The 16,638-nt window shown below is 45.9% G+C and carries 17 protein-coding genes; 10 read left to right on the top strand and 7 right to left on the bottom strand.

Going from position 1 to position 16,638, the window contains the following annotated elements; translation table 11 throughout:
- The first annotated feature begins 26 nt into the window (after nucleotides 1–26).
- From ACOJRU_RS14705 to ACOJRU_RS14685, 5 genes are all read left to right on the top strand, one after another.
- Nucleotides 27–497: a prepilin-type N-terminal cleavage/methylation domain-containing protein gene (locus ACOJRU_RS14705; RefSeq protein ID WP_421132488.1), complete on the top strand. Its 471-nt coding sequence runs from the start codon at nucleotides 27–29 to the stop codon at nucleotides 495–497.
- 138 nt (nucleotides 498–635) lie between these two features.
- A complete protein-coding gene (gene dinB / locus ACOJRU_RS14700; RefSeq protein WP_421132487.1) occupies nucleotides 636–1,715 on the top strand; it encodes a DNA polymerase IV in 1,080 nt (359 codons plus the stop codon).
- Nucleotides 1,708–1,956, top strand: coding sequence for a DUF1653 domain-containing protein (locus ACOJRU_RS14695; RefSeq protein ID WP_421132486.1), 249 nt, complete (start codon nucleotides 1,708–1,710; stop codon nucleotides 1,954–1,956). Before dinB ends, ACOJRU_RS14695 begins: the two co-directional genes overlap by 8 nt.
- An 82-nt stretch (nucleotides 1,957–2,038) precedes the next feature.
- Nucleotides 2,039–2,914 carry an MBL fold metallo-hydrolase gene (locus ACOJRU_RS14690; protein ID WP_421132485.1) on the top strand — a complete coding sequence of 292 codons (876 nt, stop codon included), beginning with the start codon at nucleotides 2,039–2,041 and terminating at the stop codon, nucleotides 2,912–2,914.
- 173 nt (nucleotides 2,915–3,087) lie between these two features.
- A complete protein-coding gene (locus ACOJRU_RS14685) occupies nucleotides 3,088–6,264 on the top strand; it encodes a glycoside hydrolase family 2 TIM barrel-domain containing protein (protein ID WP_421132484.1) in 3,177 nt (1,058 codons plus the stop codon).
- Between the two features lie 31 nt (nucleotides 6,265–6,295).
- On the opposite strand, the gene ACOJRU_RS14680 is transcribed toward ACOJRU_RS14685, so the two are convergent.
- Nucleotides 6,296–6,514: a VF530 family DNA-binding protein gene (locus ACOJRU_RS14680; protein ID WP_421132483.1), complete on the bottom strand. Its 219-nt coding sequence runs from the start codon at nucleotides 6,512–6,514 to the stop codon at nucleotides 6,296–6,298.
- Between the two features lie 83 nt (nucleotides 6,515–6,597).
- Nucleotides 6,598–7,332, bottom strand: coding sequence for a helix-turn-helix domain-containing protein (locus ACOJRU_RS14675; RefSeq protein ID WP_421132482.1), 735 nt, complete (start codon nucleotides 7,330–7,332; stop codon nucleotides 6,598–6,600).
- A 131-nt stretch (nucleotides 7,333–7,463) separates the two neighbouring features.
- On the opposite strand from ACOJRU_RS14675, the gene ACOJRU_RS14670 reads away from it, so the two are divergent.
- The 4 genes from ACOJRU_RS14670 (at nucleotide 7,464) to ACOJRU_RS14655 (ending at nucleotide 10,120) form a co-directional block, all read left to right on the top strand.
- Nucleotides 7,464–7,823: a hypothetical protein gene (locus tag ACOJRU_RS14670; protein WP_421132481.1), complete on the top strand. Its 360-nt coding sequence runs from the start codon at nucleotides 7,464–7,466 to the stop codon at nucleotides 7,821–7,823.
- Between the two features lie 8 nt (nucleotides 7,824–7,831).
- Nucleotides 7,832–8,623: a DUF2145 domain-containing protein gene (locus tag ACOJRU_RS14665; RefSeq protein ID WP_421132480.1), complete on the top strand. Its 792-nt coding sequence runs from the start codon at nucleotides 7,832–7,834 to the stop codon at nucleotides 8,621–8,623.
- Between the two features lie 10 nt (nucleotides 8,624–8,633).
- Complete coding sequence (gene yiaA / locus ACOJRU_RS14660) at nucleotides 8,634–9,116, top strand: inner membrane protein YiaA (RefSeq protein WP_421132479.1); 483 nt, start codon at nucleotides 8,634–8,636, stop codon at nucleotides 9,114–9,116.
- Between the two features lie 155 nt (nucleotides 9,117–9,271).
- Entirely contained in the window at nucleotides 9,272–10,120 is an 849-nt protein-coding gene (locus ACOJRU_RS14655; protein WP_421132478.1) for a class II glutamine amidotransferase, read from the top strand.
- Nucleotides 10,121–10,122: 2 nt separating this feature from the next.
- On the opposite strand, the gene ACOJRU_RS14650 is transcribed toward ACOJRU_RS14655, so the two are convergent.
- Nucleotides 10,123–11,031, bottom strand: a complete 909-nt coding sequence (locus ACOJRU_RS14650; protein WP_421132477.1) for a LysR family transcriptional regulator — start codon at nucleotides 11,029–11,031, stop codon at nucleotides 10,123–10,125.
- Nucleotides 11,032–11,129: 98 nt separating this feature from the next.
- On the opposite strand from ACOJRU_RS14650, the gene ACOJRU_RS14645 reads away from it, so the two are divergent.
- The gene (locus ACOJRU_RS14645; protein WP_421132476.1) at nucleotides 11,130–11,645 is read left to right on the top strand and encodes a lactoylglutathione lyase family protein; all 516 of its coding nucleotides are present in this window, start codon (nucleotides 11,130–11,132) and stop codon (nucleotides 11,643–11,645) included.
- A 77-nt stretch (nucleotides 11,646–11,722) separates the two neighbouring features.
- Here the strand turns inward: ACOJRU_RS14645 and ACOJRU_RS14640 are convergent, their stop codons facing one another.
- From ACOJRU_RS14640 to ACOJRU_RS14625, 4 genes are all read right to left on the bottom strand, one after another.
- Nucleotides 11,723–12,364 (bottom strand): MBL fold metallo-hydrolase, encoded by a 642-nt coding sequence (locus ACOJRU_RS14640; RefSeq protein WP_421132475.1) that lies wholly within the window; start codon nucleotides 12,362–12,364, stop codon nucleotides 11,723–11,725.
- A gap of 73 nt (nucleotides 12,365–12,437) precedes the next feature.
- Complete coding sequence (locus ACOJRU_RS14635) at nucleotides 12,438–13,718, bottom strand: APC family permease (RefSeq protein ID WP_421132474.1); 1,281 nt, start codon at nucleotides 13,716–13,718, stop codon at nucleotides 12,438–12,440.
- Nucleotides 13,719–13,725: 7 nt separating this feature from the next.
- Nucleotides 13,726–15,408, bottom strand: coding sequence for an amidohydrolase (locus tag ACOJRU_RS14630; RefSeq protein ID WP_421132473.1), 1,683 nt, complete (start codon nucleotides 15,406–15,408; stop codon nucleotides 13,726–13,728).
- Entirely contained in the window at nucleotides 15,405–16,415 is a 1,011-nt protein-coding gene (locus tag ACOJRU_RS14625) for a serine/threonine dehydratase (protein ID WP_421132472.1), read from the bottom strand. The genes ACOJRU_RS14630 and ACOJRU_RS14625 overlap by 4 nt, the downstream gene beginning before the upstream one ends.
- Between the last annotated feature and the right edge of the window lie 223 nt (nucleotides 16,416–16,638).

Below are 16,638 nucleotides of genomic sequence, written 5' to 3'. Positions count from 1 at the left end.
CTATTCTGCGGTTGGGTAATGCGCTTATGAAAATAAATACAAAAGGGTTCACGTTAATAGAACTTATTATCGTGATTGTTATTCTAGGCATTCTTGCTGTTACAGTAGCGCCTAAATTAGTGAATTTAGGCACGGATGCCCGAATCGCCACGTTAACCTCGACAGAGGGCGCAATGCGTACCGCCGCGGAATTAGTTAACTACAAAGCACGTCTTGAAAACAAAACCGATTGTAGTGCCGACCCTACCGTTGAACTTGCCGGGCAAACTATTACCCTTCGCTGTGGCTTCCCATGCCCGCACCCTAGTGGCATTGCAAATGCCATGGATGCAAGCGACGGACTAACGTGGGGTGGCGGTAACTGCGCTGGACGACTTGGGAATATCAACCTTACCTTAGACGATGCCCCAGACCCTGCCAATTGTCGCGTGAGATATGCTGCCGCGCGTTCATCAGATGGTAAACCTATTATCGATGTGACCACCAGCGGCTGCTAAAAAACCTTAAGTGCGTTATGCAATCATCCGTTACGCTGGTATAGCGCTTCGTTAGCCGCTATTATACTGTTCTTTTGTACAGTTTTGCATTTAGTCGTTTGCGTAAGCAAATAGATAAATGCGGCAATGCGAGTATCCATGCGAAAAATTATCCACGTTGATATGGATTGTTTTTATGCCGCGGTTGAAATGCGGGATAACCCAGCGCTTCAAAATATTCCTATCGCTATAGGCGGAAGCTCTGATAGACGGGGTGTAATATCAACCTGTAATTATCCTGCCCGCAAGTTTGGCGTTCGCTCTGCTATGGCTACGGCTTATGCGTTAAAGCTGTGCCCCAACCTTACTGTCGTAAAAGGGCGCATGGACGTTTATGCTAACGAGTCTCAAAAAATCCGAAAGATATTTGCCGACTACACCGACCTTATAGAGCCATTATCGCTCGATGAAGCCTATCTTGATGTTACTGACAGCCAATTTTGCGGTGGAAGTGCTACGTTAATCGCCGAAGAAATACGCGCAAGAATTCAACAAGAGTTAGGGCTTACCGCGTCAGCAGGGGTGGCGCCATGTAAATTCGTTGCCAAAGTGGCCAGTGATGAAAACAAGCCCGATGGAATTTGTGTCATTACCCCAAGCGAGCTTGACGATTTTGTTAAGCGCATGCCCTTAAAAAAAATACCCGGCGTTGGAAAAGTTACCATGCAAAAGCTTCAGCGGTTGGGTCTGAACACTTGTAATGATGTTCGTTCGTACCCTTTTGAACGTATACAGAAAGAGTTGGGCAAATTTGGTAGCGTGTTGTGGGAGCGTGCTCATGGCATCGACGAACGAGAACTGTCAGTATCGAGAGAGCGCAAGTCTATAGGCGTTGAGCGCACACTCAGTGACGATATTCATACCCTTGACGAAGTAAAAGATTTTTTGCCTCGTCTACTTGATACACTAAACACACGCATTGAAAACCATAGTAAACGCACCGGAAAACAGGTTAAATTGCGGACACAAGGTGTAAAGCTGAAGTTTAACGACTTTCAACTTACGACCGTAGAGCATCGTCACGTGAAATTAGAAGCAGAATATTTTGAGACGCTAATGGAAGAAGCGTTTGAACGCGCTAAAGGGCGCGGCATTCGGCTTGTAGGTTTGCATATAGGATTAGCCAGTAACCACACTACTTTGCAATTACCGCTACCTTTTGAGGATAACAATGACTAAGCAATTATTTAACGCGCCCGGACGCTACAGACATTATAAAGGCCATGATTACGACGTTTATGAGGTTGCGACACACTCTGAAGATGAAAGTAAGTTGGTCGTTTATCGTCCGTGCTACGGTGAGCGTGCACTATGGGTGCGCCCATTGTCGATGTTCACAGAAACGGTAGAAGTTAATGGCCAGCAGGTTCCTCGCTTTGCTTATATTGGCGATATTCCCGATGATGAAAGTATGATCTGAAAGGCGTAAATAGCCATAATGATTACCAACAACAAAACAAGGCCACTAGCGGTCGGTAAACCCTGCATCAAGGAATAATAACATGAACAACGCGTTATCACGCAGTGCCATACTGCTGTCAACCATACTTACGATGTCGTTTTCAACGAACACGCTTGCGCAAGACCGCTTTGCCAATGTTGAGGTAAAGGCAACCGCGATAAAAGGCGCTGTGCATATGATTACTGGCATGGGGGGAAATATAGGCGTATCCGCAGGAGAAGATGGAGTGCTCATCATTGATGACCAGTTTGCCCCCCTTGCTGAAAAGATAGCAGCACAGCTCGGTGAGCTTGGAAATGATAAGCCAAAGTATGTGATAAATACGCATTATCATGGTGATCACACGGGGTCTAACGCGTTTTTCCATAGCCATAAGGGTGCAACCATCTTTGCCCATGAAAATGTGCGAATACGCCTGGCAAGTGATGAAAAAGTAAAACCTGAAGCATTGCCCACGGTGACGTATGATGACGGCATAAAAATTTACTTCAACGGAGAAACCGTTCACGTTATGCATTTGCCAGTAGGGCATACAGACGGTGATAGTGTGGTGTGGTTTGAACAGCCAGATGTATTGCACACAGGTGATTTGTACTTTAACGGTATGTTTCCTTACATTGACCAAGGCGCTGGCGGAAATGTAGAAGGGTATATGCAGTCGGTGCAGCATTTATTAGACAAGATAGATGATGATACCGTTGTCATCCCGGGCCACGGTAGTGTCAGCAATAAAGCAGAATATACAGCTTTTCTTGAGATGATTCGTAGTACGTTTAACGATGTAAAAGCACGTAAAGCGAACGGAAAATCTTTAGAAGATATTAAGGCCGCAGGGTTAGCTGAGAAATGGAAAAGCTATAACTGGAACTTTATTACTGAAGAAAAGTGGATAGCCACCCTTTATAACGACGCATAAACACGCTTAGCAAGGGGGATGCACATTCCCCTTTTTCCTCTCGCTTCTTATCGCATCTAGTACTGTCGGTCACCATTAAAAGCAACGATTCATTAACATTTCGACACGAATGTGTTTACTTTGGGTAAACGTTTTCCTACCATGGTCTCATCATGTTACTTCGAGACTCTTTGATGAAAAGTTTATCCGCTGCGTTATTGTTATCTGTATTGGTGCTGTTTATCTCGTGTACCGCATCGTTTGCAACGAATGCGTCATCGTCAAGTACGCCTGAATTATGGGAAACCCCTTCGATTTTTGCGCAAAACAGGCTTCCCGCCCGAGCGCACTTTTATGCGCATACTAGGTCGCAGCAAGGCTTTTTATACACACCATGGCATAGCAAAGATTATGTGAATTTAAATGGCGTGTGGGCGTTTCAATTTGCACCGTCACCTTTTACCGAACCTCGCCACTTCTTTGATGTAGCATTTAATGCAAAAGAGTGGGGGACAATACAGGTCCCTGGCAATTGGTCGCTAAACGGGTATGGCGTGCCTAATTACGTTAATATGCGCGCCGATTTTGCCGATCCATCATTAAATGGCGCACCGCCAGAAATTGGCAAAATCCCACATGACAATAATACAACAGGGCGCTACCGTCGCAGTTTTACCTTACCTGAAACATGGGAAGACGATAGCGTTATCGCCTATTTTGGGGGCGTTAAATCGGCGTTCAAAGTGTGGGTTAATGGGCACTATGTTGGGTATTCTCAAGACAGTAAAACCGCCGCCGAGTTCGATATTTCAAATGTGGTGACGCCGGGCGAAAACATTATCGCGTTAGAGGTATACCGTTGGTCAGACGGAAGCTTCTTAGAACTTCAAGATATGTGGCGCTTAAGCGGAATAGAGCGGGATGTTTTCCTTTATCGTGCACCTTCCACGCGTATTCAAGATATTCATCTAAAGGCAGACTTGACTGACGATTATAGCCAAGGCCAGTTTGCGGCCTCCATTGAGGTTACCGGAGAGCGTTCACAACATCACTATGTTGATATCACTATTTTCAACGACAACAACAGCATTGTGCACAGCACTAAACAGCAAGTGATGCAGGAAGCCGGCTCAATGCATGCCGTAGTCCCTCAAACGCTTCTCACTAACATTACACCGTGGAATCACGAATCACCTACGCTTTATCCGGTTAGGGTTCGGTTAGTGGACGAAAAAAATGTAATGCAGCAAGAAGCGTGGTTAAGGCTAGGCTTTAGGCGCAGCGAGTTAAAAAATGGGAATGTGTTAATTAACGGAAAGCCCGTTTTGTTTAAAGGCGTAAATAGGCATGAACACGACCCCGTCACTGGGCATGTGCTAAGTGAAGCGTCAATGCGAAACGACCTAATCTTAATGAAGTCGTTAAACATTAACGCGGTGCGTAATTCCCACTATCCTAATAATGCCACCTGGTACGCGCTTGCTGATGAGTTAGGTATGTATGTTGTCGATGAGGCAAATATCGAGTCACATGGTATTGGTGCTGCGAACCAAGGGCACAGCTACAACCAAGAAAAACATATGGTTAACTTACCATCGTGGAAGGCCGCGTATGAAGACCGCATCAGCAATATGTACGAAGCCAGTAAAAATCACGCATCTGTGGTAATGCTTAGTTTAGGAAATGAAAGTGGCGATGGCCCTAACATTGCGCACTTATACGACTGGCTAAAAGAGAGAACCTCTTTGCCTGTGATGTCAGAACAAGCCCAACTTCGTCCACATACCGATATGTATGCACAAATGTATGCATCTTTGGAATTAATGGAGAGCTTTGTTGAAATTGGTGATGATCGCCCAATGATCCTGTGTGAGTACGAACACGCTATGGGTAACTCTGTCGGTAACCTAAGCGAATATTGGGCGTTAATTCGTAAGCATAAAGCGTTACAGGGTGGGTTTATTTGGGACTGGGTCGATCAGACTATTACGACAAAAACGGCGTCAGGCATCGAATTTCAAGGCTATGGCGGCGACTTTGAGGTACAGGGCCAATACCATGACGGCAACTTTGCCGCGAACGGCCTCTTAACTGCTACGCGAGAGTTTCATCCCCATGCTTTTGAAGTTAAATCGGTGTACCAAGATATCACGGCCATGCTTTCTGCAGAGCATGAAAACGTCGTAACGGTTGAAAACCGACATTTCTTTACCACATTAGACGATGTGGATATGCAATGGGAATTGCTCGCTGATGGCGTTATTGTTGATAGCGGTGTTTACAACACGTTGAACACACCTGCGCGTTCATCCGAGAACATTAAACTTGCGATGGCGCACACGCTCTCACCTGATATTCGCTATCATTTAACCTTACGGTTTACGCTAAAAACTGCGCGCCAGGGGTTGCAGCAAGGGCATGAAGTCGCGGTCGTTCAGTTGGCTTATCCTTTTGAAGGTATCACCCGTGTAAGCCAAAACGCTGAGCAAGATAGTTTGCCGACGCTTACGAAACAACAAACGCAGTGGGTGTTACAGCATGGCCAAACACGCTTTGTGATTGATACGAATTCAGGTTGGCTATCAGCTATTACGCAAGATGGTGCAGTGGTAACACAATCTGAACTGTTACCGTGGTTTTGGAGAGCGCCGACAGATAACGACTTTGGCGAAGGGTTTCCGCAGAAAAGTAAAGTGTGGTTAGATACTGCAAGTCATGCAGAGTTAATGTCGCTGACGTCACAAAAGACTACGACCGAGATTACGGTTACCACCGAGCACCGTTTGCCAACGGTAGAAAGCCGTTATCAAACAACATATACATTACGTAAAAATGGTTCGTTAGACGTAGACGTTTGGTTTCTTGCTGCCCCTAATCAATTTTATGCCGCCCTTCCACGAATAGGCTACCGTTTTCAGCTAACAGCTGACTATGATTCAGTGGCGTGGTTCGGACGCGGGCCTCATGAAAATTACTGGGATCGTAAACGTTCTGCCTTGTTTGGCCGTTATGCCATGCCGATAAAGGCGCTAGCGCATGATTATGTTCGACCGCAAGAAAACGGGCATCGAAGTGACGTTTATGAAGTGAGTTTTGTTAGCAGCGCTAATGATGCATTGCCAGCAGTAACCATAACGGGTATGCCATCAATCGGTTTTAACGCTGAATATCGCGATATCCTCGACTACGACACGCTAGAAAAAACCAGCTCGCACCCGCATAGTATCCCTTTACAAAGCGCGCCGTTTATTAATATTGACTACAAACAGCGTGGGGTTGCTGGCACCGATTCTTGGATGACACCACCGTTGTTTAAATACACACTACCATGGCGTGACTATCACTACGGCTTTACGGTAACGGTAAAGTAGCCTTAATGCGCGGGACGCTTTTCTCGCGCGTTTATTTGCTAAACGTTTGGATATAAAGTTGCTCTACTTTATCTCGTGCCCACTGGGTTTTTCTTAAAAACTTAAGCGAAGACTTAATGGATGGGTCGCTTTTAAAGCAGTTAATGCGAATACGATAATAAAGACCGTCCCATCCATAGCGTTCGTGCAACTGTGTGATTATTTTTTCAAGCGTTAGCCCGTGTAAGGGGTTATTAGGTTGTTCTTTCATGGTATCACCAAGCGATATTGTTAGTGCAATATTACCATGTCATACAGCCCATGCGTACACTCTGTTAGCGGGAACTGTGCAGGTTAGTTCCGTTTCATTTTTTCAAAAAGCGAGGGCTCCCAAGGACGCATCGCCATAAGCAGGCCAACATGCTGTCGTTCGTCGATAGGCAGCGCGTTGTCTTCTTTACTGAGTTTGGCAGCCTCCTGGCGAAGTTGTTCTAATCGCCTTTGTATTATTGCTACCGAAGAGGGGGAGTAGCGCCCGCGCAAGTACGATCTAAACATCCAGGGTTCATTCTTTTTTGGGGCCATAAATTTCACCATTACTTCATTTTCCATGAAATTGGCCAGTGGGCCGCCAGGTATCCAGCGAAAATCCTGTGCAATAAGTAGTTTGTAGCGGTTATTGGGTAAGAGCTCTATGAGTTTCAGTTTATCGAGCGTCGTCATTAGTTTAATACCTTCAACTTCCTCAATGTCATAGTGAGATATTAACTCTTCAAAACGCCATCCGTCCCTTACGCACACTGCCGCCAACAACAGTTTAGGGTTCGCTAGCAGCTGTAGCTCTTGCTCTTCTGAAAGCTGCGAAATTTTGTCTTGTTGTTTTTGTGATAAAGCAAATAGCTCGCTAAGAGATAATTGAAGAAACGCACAAATGTGTTCAAGCTTTTCAAGGCTAAACGCGTGCAACGAAAAATTACGTTTGATACTGGCTTCGCTCACATCCAGTGCGTTCGCAAGCTGCTTATAGGTAATGCGTTGCTCGCGAAGACATTGCTTTAAGGTGTCGTAAATGTGATTAATTTGGCTCATGGTATTAATAATTAATACTGTTGGTTTAATTTAATACTACATTAATTAAAAAGGTTTACGATAGCTATTCTTACTTCTAGTGTAGATAGCGTCGAAGGCAAAGCGATTGCCTTCAAACAGGAGTAAGACATATGAAAAATACATATTTAACATTGATGTTAGCTGCGGCGTTAAGCGCTGTTTCTTTATCGCCGGCTGCCATTGCTGATGACTCAGTTAATCATAGTGGTAAAGCCAGTAAGCACAGTGTGTTGGCAGCGTCTGAAGGCCTTAAAACGACCGCATCTGTTGCCAGCGCTGTGGTAGCAGTACCGGTGTTACTAACCGGTAGCGTAGTTGTTGCTACGGGTAGCGCTATCGCAGAGAGTGCAGAATCGGCCTCACAGAGCACGCATCATTCACATGATGACCAACCTATTGTGATCACTGAAACCATCATTACTGCCGACCCAGCACCAAATAAAGTTAAAGTAACAACAACCACACGATAGGTGACGGTATGAAAACAGTTATTTTACTTATAGCGCTATTACTTAGCGGGGCGGTGAACGCAGGGAGTGAGCAAACAGGCAAGCCAAACTTCTCACCAGAGGCGATAGCCACGTTTTCAAAAAACGTCGAAAAATATGCGGCATCTCAAGGCGCACGTGCGTTCATCATCGCAAGGCGAGGGCGGCCCTCTGATGATTTACCCGAAGGCATTCGTTTTACCCATACCGCGATAGCGATTTACTCTTCGGTAACGTTAGATAATGGAGAAGTGGCCAAGGGCTATGCTATTCATAACCTATATCAATATGCCCAACAGCCTGACCGTAGCCACTTAATTACCGACTACCCCGTTGATTTCTTTTGGGGAGCTTATGCGCTTGAAGCTGGCATCATTATTCCAACCAAAGACGTGCAAGCAGCCATCATTAAGGTATTTACTGAAGGTAAAGCGGCGTTGCTACACAATCCGCGTTATTCGGTAATTGCCAACCCTTTCAATAGCGAAAGGCAAAACTGTACCGAATACACACTTGATGTACTAAATAGTGCGGTGTATTCGACGACCGATATTCCCCAGCTCAAAGCAAATGCAAAGGCGCACTTTGTACCACAGAAAGTCAATATGAGCCGCGCGAAGCTTCGCATAGCGAGCATGTTCAATGATGGTGTTACGCTGCGCGATCATTCCCGCCGTGTTGAAACAACAACGTTTAGCAGTATGGCGCGATATATGAAGCAGTATGATCTTTCGTCGGGCGCATTTATTTTCAGCGACAGCCAAAACGTACAGCCTATTTAGGAGCGTTATTATGAGTACACTACAACAACCCACTAAAGCGTTTAGGATAGCGTCAATTGCCGCCTTGTTGACCGGCGTAAGTGCGTATTTTATTGGGCTTTATAACGCCCCCATGGCACTTAACGAAAAAGGCTACTATTTTACGATTATGTTATTTGGCCTGTTTTCGGTAGTCAGCCTACAAAAAACCGTACGGGATAAAATGGAAGGCGTACCTACTACCAAAGCGTACTTTTTAGCGTCTTGTGTGGCCACTGCATCCTCTATTGTATTGCTTATTATCGGGCTGATGAATGCCGAGTTATTACTTAGCGAGAAAGGCTTCTTTGGTATGGCGTTTATACTGAGCTTGTTTGCAGCTATTACCGTGCAGAAAAATGTGAGAGATAAAGGCATAGCGAGCACACATCTACAAAGTAGTGATAAAACACCAATGGATATGTCGTCACGTGAGGCAATCGATACCGCTGAGACGTCTGTTGTCGATGCATAAAGTGGTCGTAATACCAGATTAAACCAACGGTTTTATACCGCGCAAGCACACTGTAAAAGGTGTGCTTTTTTTTAGGTTTGCCACCCCTCTATTTGCTTCACCTTGTGTGCTTGAGTATGCTCATGTAAGTCGTATTGAATAAGGTGGATGTCATCGTGTGTGAATTACTTGGCATGAGTGCCAATACACCAACCGATTTGTGTTTTAGTTTTACAGGGTTAACCCGCCGTGGTGGCGAGACAGGACCGCATAAAGATGGATGGGGCGTGGCGTTTTATGAAGGAAGTGGCGTGCGTATGTTTCACGACCCGGAGCCCTGTGCCACGTCGCCAATCGCTGACTTCGTCTCAACATTGCCGATTAAAAGTCAAACTGCACTATGTCATATTCGACAGGCTAACGTAGGCAATATTAATCTGGCAAATACTCACCCCTTCTCACGGGAACTATGGGGTAAATATTGGGTATTTGCTCATAATGGTCAACTGCCTAGTTTTGTTGGGTGTTCAGGGCTTTATGAGCCCGTAGGCGATACTGATAGCGAAGCATTATTTTGCGACATTATGAACAATGTTCGTCAACATTTGTCTCGTGATGCCACGCTCGAACAATTAGCAGAGACACTGGTAAACCTTGCAAAAGGTTATGCGCAACAGGGGGTGTTTAATTGCCTGCTAAGTAATGGCGACTGGTTGTTTACATTTTGTAGCACTAAGTTAGCAAGCATTACCCGTCGAGCACCGTTTGGACCAGCTTGTCTTAAAGATGTTGAAGTAGAAATTGATTTTGCGTCTGAAACAACGCCCAAAGATGTTGTGAGTATTATTGCTACGGCGCCGCTAACCAACGACGAGCAATGGGATATTTACGCACGCGGAGAGTGGCGTTTATGGCAAAACGGTGAGGTCATTATCAGTGGTAACGTTGCCGTACCTGAGCATAAAAAGGAAGCCGATATGGTATCGCCAGATAGCGATATTGCTCGCCCTGCCGTGGATAATTAACGCTAGCCTAGTACCTCAGAAATCGTTTCTTTCACTATCTCATAGCGAGCCGGAAGGGCGTTGTGTGGTGTTTGCACGCTGTACAAAGGCTCGGTAACGTTGTTTTTAGGTTCGTAAACGCTAAGCTTATCGGCCACGTTAATAAATGCGAGCGTGCTGGTGGGAAGTACCGTAAAGCCTAGCCCCTGACTAACCGGAATTAGAATTTGCGACAATTGGTTAATATAACCCGACGTTTTTATTTTCATCGGGTTAAGCCCCGTTAAATAGGAGTCGCCACAATCATTTATATAGCGATGCAAATAATGCATGGCATCGGGATGATTAATCAAGCCGAGTGACGCAATATGCTTATCTATGGTAGGTGCGTGTTTTTGCTCTGAAGTATCATCGCTATGCGTACGGGGCAATATTAGCCCTAGTGTTTCTTCGCCTAGATAGGTACACACCAGCTCGTCACTTTCTGCTTCGTTTGTCACTATTCCCAACGAGAGCGTATTGTCAGCAATGCTTGCGAGAATACGTTGTCGGGGTGCCACTTCCACATGAATATGCAATGCTGGATGGCGTAGCTGTAAGTGAAGTAACGCAGGGTAAATACGCTGTGCAATTGCGCCAGAGCACCCAATGACACACTTACCTTCAAAAGGCACATCAAATTTAAGACTTGTAATAAACGCGAGCTCTTTCTCTTGCTGGCTTTTGGCATAGGCAAGCACGCGTTGGCCTTGCTCTGTAAGCTGAATGCCTTTTCCAAGGCGAACAACAAGGTCGCACCCGCAGGCCTCCTCCAGCCTCTTTACATGCTGACTAACCCCAGGTTGCGTCATAAACCGAACTTCTGCGGTGCGCGTAAACGAGCCGGAATCAGCAAGGGTGATAAAAGTGTCTAGCCAAATTGGGTTTAGCATGTATAAATCTAATTTATCAAAATGAAAAATAATGATAATTTTTTATTTTGGCGGTGTCTAGTTATTCTACGTTCACGATAACAACACAGGAAATAGCCATGACAGACACAGTAAAAACACCATACCCTCGCACGTTTTCCCACATAGGCATTTCAGTGCCAGACCTAGACGCCGCCGTAAAATTTTATACCGAAGTACTCGGGTGGTACCTCATTATGAAACCTACCGACATAGTCGAAGATGAATCCGCCATTGGTGAAATGTGCACCGATGTATTTGGCGCTGGGTGGGGGCAGTTCCGTATTGCTCATCTGTCTACGGGGGACAGAGTTGGCGTAGAACTTTTTGAGTTTAGTAACCAAGAAAACCCAGAAAATAACTTTGAATATTGGAAGACGGGGGTATTTCATTTTTGTGTTCAAGACCCAGACGTAGAGGGCCTTGCAGATAGGATTGTCGCAGCGGGTGGTAAAAAACGTATGAAAGCACCGCGCTATTATTATCCGGGCGAAAAGCCTTACCGCATGATTTATATGGAAGACCCGTTTGGCAATATTCTTGAAATTTATAGCCACAGCTATGAACTACATTATGCAAGCGGCGCCTACGAATAAGCATTTGAGCTGGCGACAGTGGCGCGAAGGCGAGTGTAAAACTCGCCTTTTTTAATGCGTTGATATGAGCGGTGTCATTAACCCCATTGACCTGAAACATATGGGTTGGTCGCTCGTTCGGCGCCAACCGTTGTGGTGGGGCCATGCCCCGGATAAATGGTCATGTCGTCAGGGAGAGTGAGAATTTTTTCTTTAATTGCGCTAATAAGTTGCTGTTGGTTACCTTGAGGAAAATCGGTACGGCCAATCGACCCGGAAAAAATAATATCGCCTACGATAACCTTATTACTTACACGCTCTACTAATGCAACATGTCCAGGAGTGTGACCGGGACAATGCAGCACCTCTAACGTTAACGTTCCAAGCGCGATAGTGTCATTGTCATTTAACCATTCGTTGGGTGCAAAAGGCGTTGCTGGAGGAAAACCAAACATTTGGCTTTGTTGCATTAATGCATCTAACCAAAATTTATCGCCGTAATGAGGCCCAATAATAGGCACATTGTAGTGCGCCGCAATGGCCACAGAACCGCCCACATGATCTAGGTGGCCGTGCGTAAGAATGATTTTGTCGATATTAACGTTGTTGTCGGCTGCAACTTGAATAAGTGTTTCTATGTCGCCACCTGGGTCAACAAAAGCCCCTTTCATTGTGGCAGCGTCCCAAATTAAGGAGCAGTTTTGGGCGAAGGGAGTAACGGGGTTAACAATTATTTCCACTATTTCACTCTTATCATTTTCGGTTTTTAACAAGGTTTGGCTTTGCATCGTCTATTCAATGACAACGCGATAGTTATGCTTGGCTATGTTTTTTTCTATGCAACGCAACGTAAAGTAAGGCGCCAACAATTAACTCGCCTATTAAAAATAACCAAGCACTTGTTGACGACTGCGTTAAAGACCATGCGCAGACCCCAAGGGCAATGAATGGCACGGTTCGTTTAACAAATGCGTGAGCATGTGCCTGTTGATGTTGGGCTTTAATTAATACCACTACGCACATGGCGTAAACGACAAGACGTGCCAATACACTCGATATGGCAAGCCATGCAAAACTGCCACTGAGTGCCATAAGACCTGCAAAAATACCCAATACCAGTACTGAGATATAGGGGGTGTCGAAGCGGTTATGTACTTTACCTAGTCCACGCTTTCCTAGCTTTCCAGGAATCAGCCCTTGCTGCGCCATTGAATAGGTTAACCGCGATGTAGAAATCATATTCGCCAATAAATTACCCGCCACCGACACCACCGCAGTTAATGTCATTATTAGCGCGCCGGTTTTTCCGAAAATGATATCAGCAAGCGCAATCAGTGGCGCACTGTCTGGCTTTGCCGGGCCAACGGTATGCCAATAAAGCCACTGTACACAAAAGTAAAACAGTGCAATACCGGATACCGTGAACATAAGCGCACGAGGTATGGTTCTTTTCGGTGAGTTGGTTTCGCCACTTGTCACTACAACGGTTTCAAAACCGATAAAGGCATATAAAGTAAGCAGGGCTCCCGCTGATATTGTATCTAGCGCTGGAATGGCGGTATCGGCCGACACCATGGTGAAATCGAGGTGCCAATACCCTGCACCGATAACCAAAATAAAAGGGAGTAGCTTCAACGCTGAGATGGTATCAAGCGCGCGCATCGCGGCTTTTAACCCTACAATATTGATGGTAATTAACAGGCTAGTTAGCATGATAATGGCAATAGATTTACCAATCCCGGTGTTTAACTCGGGCCACAAATAGCCAGCGTACAGCAACAGTACATGCATGTTTGCCGCAATGGCCGTGGCGCGCGCAAGGTAGTAAATGAACCCTGTTTGAAATGCTGCGCTATCTCCAAACCCTTTTTGGGCGTAAACAACCGGCCCGCCCGTTTCTTGATAATGAATGGCAAGCTGGCCGAAACACCAGACAATGCTTAACATCAAGGCACCAAAGATAAGGAAAATCCAAGGGCTAAATGCGCCCAGCTCACCTGCCATTTTAGCGGGAAGCGCAAAAATACCCGCACCAATAAGCCCGTTTAGTACAAGTAAGGCGGCGCCTATACCGCCAATACTTCGCGTTAGCATAATATTCTTACTTCATCGATGCGCTAAATACTTCTTCACCTGCCACAAAGGTAGCATGCACGTTTGTTTTCCATATGTCTTTTGCGTCAATGGTAAAGATATCTTGATCGACTAAAATGAAATCAGCCCATTTACCCGGCGTTAATGTGCCTAGTGTATCTTCCATATGGCCCGCATAAGCGGCATCTAAGGTAAACCCTTTAAATGCTTGCTGAATAGTCAGCGCCTCGTGTGCATACCATCCTTTCACTGGCTGATTGTCGCGATCTTGGCGCGTTACTGCAGCGTGGAGGCCGTAAAACGGATTGGCAAGCTCTACGGGGAAGTCAGACCCTAGAGGGAGCGCAATACCCGAGTTAAGGAGTGTTTTCCACGCGTACGCACCTTTCATTCTCTCTTTGCCTATTCTGTCTTCAGCCATGTTCTTATCGCTGGTGGCATGAGTAGGTTGCATAGAAGGAAGTACTTTTAAGTCTGCAAAGCGGGCGAGATCGTCAGGGGCAATAACTTGCGCATGTTCGATACGGTTACGAAGTTCGCTTCCGCCCAGTGCCTTAAACGTAGACGCAAACTCGTTAAGTGCAACGTGGTTAGCTTTATCGCCAATGGCATGGTAGTTAAGTTGAAAGCCTGCGCCAATAACAGTGGTAAATAGCGACGTCATATCTTCTGGCTGCGTTAGCAATAAGCCATGTTGGTGCGGAGCGTCAGAGTATGGGGCAAGTAATGCCGCCCCGCGACTGCCTAGTGCACCATCACCATACGCTTTTACCGAGCGAATATATAAAAAGTCGTCGTCATCGCGCACGGGCCCATTGCCTAGCATTGTAGTGAGCTCAGGATCAGTTGCACTTACCATGGCATAAATACGAATAGGCAGGCTACTTTCTACTGCGCCTTTTAAGTAAAAATCGTAAACGTCGCGTGAAATACCTGCGTCATGCATAGATGTTATGCCATTTTCCAATAGATGGTCGCCAGCAGCGCGCAGCTGTTGGGCGTAAATAGCATTACTAGCGGTGGGCAGGTGTTTCTCGATAAGCAGTGATGCGTTGTCGATAAAAACCCCCGTAGGGTTGCCATTATCATCTTTAATGATCTCACCACCTGCGGGCGATTTAGTCTCTTTTGTTATTCCCGCTATTTCCATCGCTTTGGTATTCACCCATGCGGCATGGCCGTCAACACGGGTTAACACTACCGGTTTGTCAGAAACAACCTTGTCTAAATCACTCGCGGTTGGAAAGGCCCTGTCAGACCACAGTTCTTGATTCCATCCTCGTCCGGTTATCCATGACTGCGCGGTGTTGGCAAAAGCATATTCTGCAACACTGTTGGCAGCATCAGAAGCACTGGTGCTCTCTCGTAAGTTTACTTCTAATAAGTTCGCACCAAGCCCAAGCAGGTGGCCGTGAGCGTCAATTAACCCCGGTAGCATTACCTTGCCGCCACCGTTGATGGTTTTGGTAATTGGGTAAGCATCTTTTTCGCTATTAAGGGCAAGCACCTTTCCATCATCCATTACCATGTTGGTAAAGGTGATAAGCTGTCCGTCGTTATTGAGGGTGTAGCCTTTCACATTTTCTACTAATGTCGCCGCGTTAAGACTGAATGTTGTCAATGCCGCACTTGCAAAAAGCAGTGATACTTTTTTAATTACAGAAGTGTGTTTGGTTGTTGTTGATATCATTGTTGTTCTTCCGTGTTGATAATGGGGGGCTGAAGCAAAAAGTCTCGCTCCCAAATTTGAGCCATAGCGGTCTGGCTTATGTTTCCACCAGACAGCATCACTAGCGCAGTTTGCCCCGGCGTAGTATTGGCCGCCCATGACGCTACAGCTGCCATGGTCATCGCGCATGTGGGTTCTACGTGTAGTTTAAGTAAATGGTGCAACCATTGTGTCCAGTAGGCTATTTGTACTTCATCAACTTCATAAAAATCATCAAGTTCTTGAAGAAGAGGAAAGGTAATATCACCCACTGATGGCGTTGCTGCACCATCAGCAAGCGTTATTGGGGGTTCTTTTAATGAAACAATTTCGCCGGCCTGAAGAGACATCGACGCATCGTTAGCTTCTGCGGGTTCTGCGCCAATAACCAACGCTTCAGGTTGCATTGCGCGCGTGGCGAGTAACGTTCCCGATAGCAACCCACCTCCGCCACAGGGTGCAAATACCGCATCGACGTGACCGCTATCTTCAAGTGCCTCTAGGGCAGCGGTACCTTGTCCGGCAATAATGTCCTTATGATTAAAAGGTGGTATCCACACCGTTCCTTCCTTTTCTGCCGCAGCCTTAACCGCAATATCAGCCTCTTGGCGGGTGGGGAAGGTCAATAGCGTCGCGCCATAGCTTTTTGTTGCAGCAGCTTTAATCGGCGAGATAGTTTCACTGGCATAAATTGTTGCCGGAATGCCGTATTTGGCAGCCGCATAAGCGACGGCCTGTGCATGATTTCCTGAGCTATTCGCGACAATTTGTGTCGGCAGCAACCCTTGCTCTTTTTTACGCGCTAAGAAATGTAATGCGCCTCGTAATTTAAATGCCCCTATGGTTTGTAAGCATTCTGCTTTAAACAAAATGCGGTGTCCCATCCATTGGTTCAACAATGAAGACTCCATAATTGGGGTACGTTTTATGTCGGCACTTATTCGCGAATATGCTGCTTTTATTGCATCGAAATCAAGGCTTGAAGTCATGGCTCACTATAAATTGCTGATAATAATAGTCACTACCCTACCACCAAACTTTCACAAATCGAATGTATATTAACGCGCTATGCTGATTCGCGTCGCAAGGTTTATACGTGCCACGTCACGCTATGTTGGTATTGCTGAAGTTATCAACCTAGTAAAGGCGACAGTGCGAAAAATATTCATAGCGTAAGCAGGGGCGTGCTAGAGTAATTACGCTTACTATTTT

Origin of the sequence: Alteromonas algae (assembly GCF_049117195.1) — a bacterium.
GTDB lineage: Bacteria > Pseudomonadota > Gammaproteobacteria > Enterobacterales > Alteromonadaceae > Alteromonas.
Note: the sequence above shows the minus strand (reverse complement) of the source record. Positions and strands in the feature narration are given on the sequence as shown.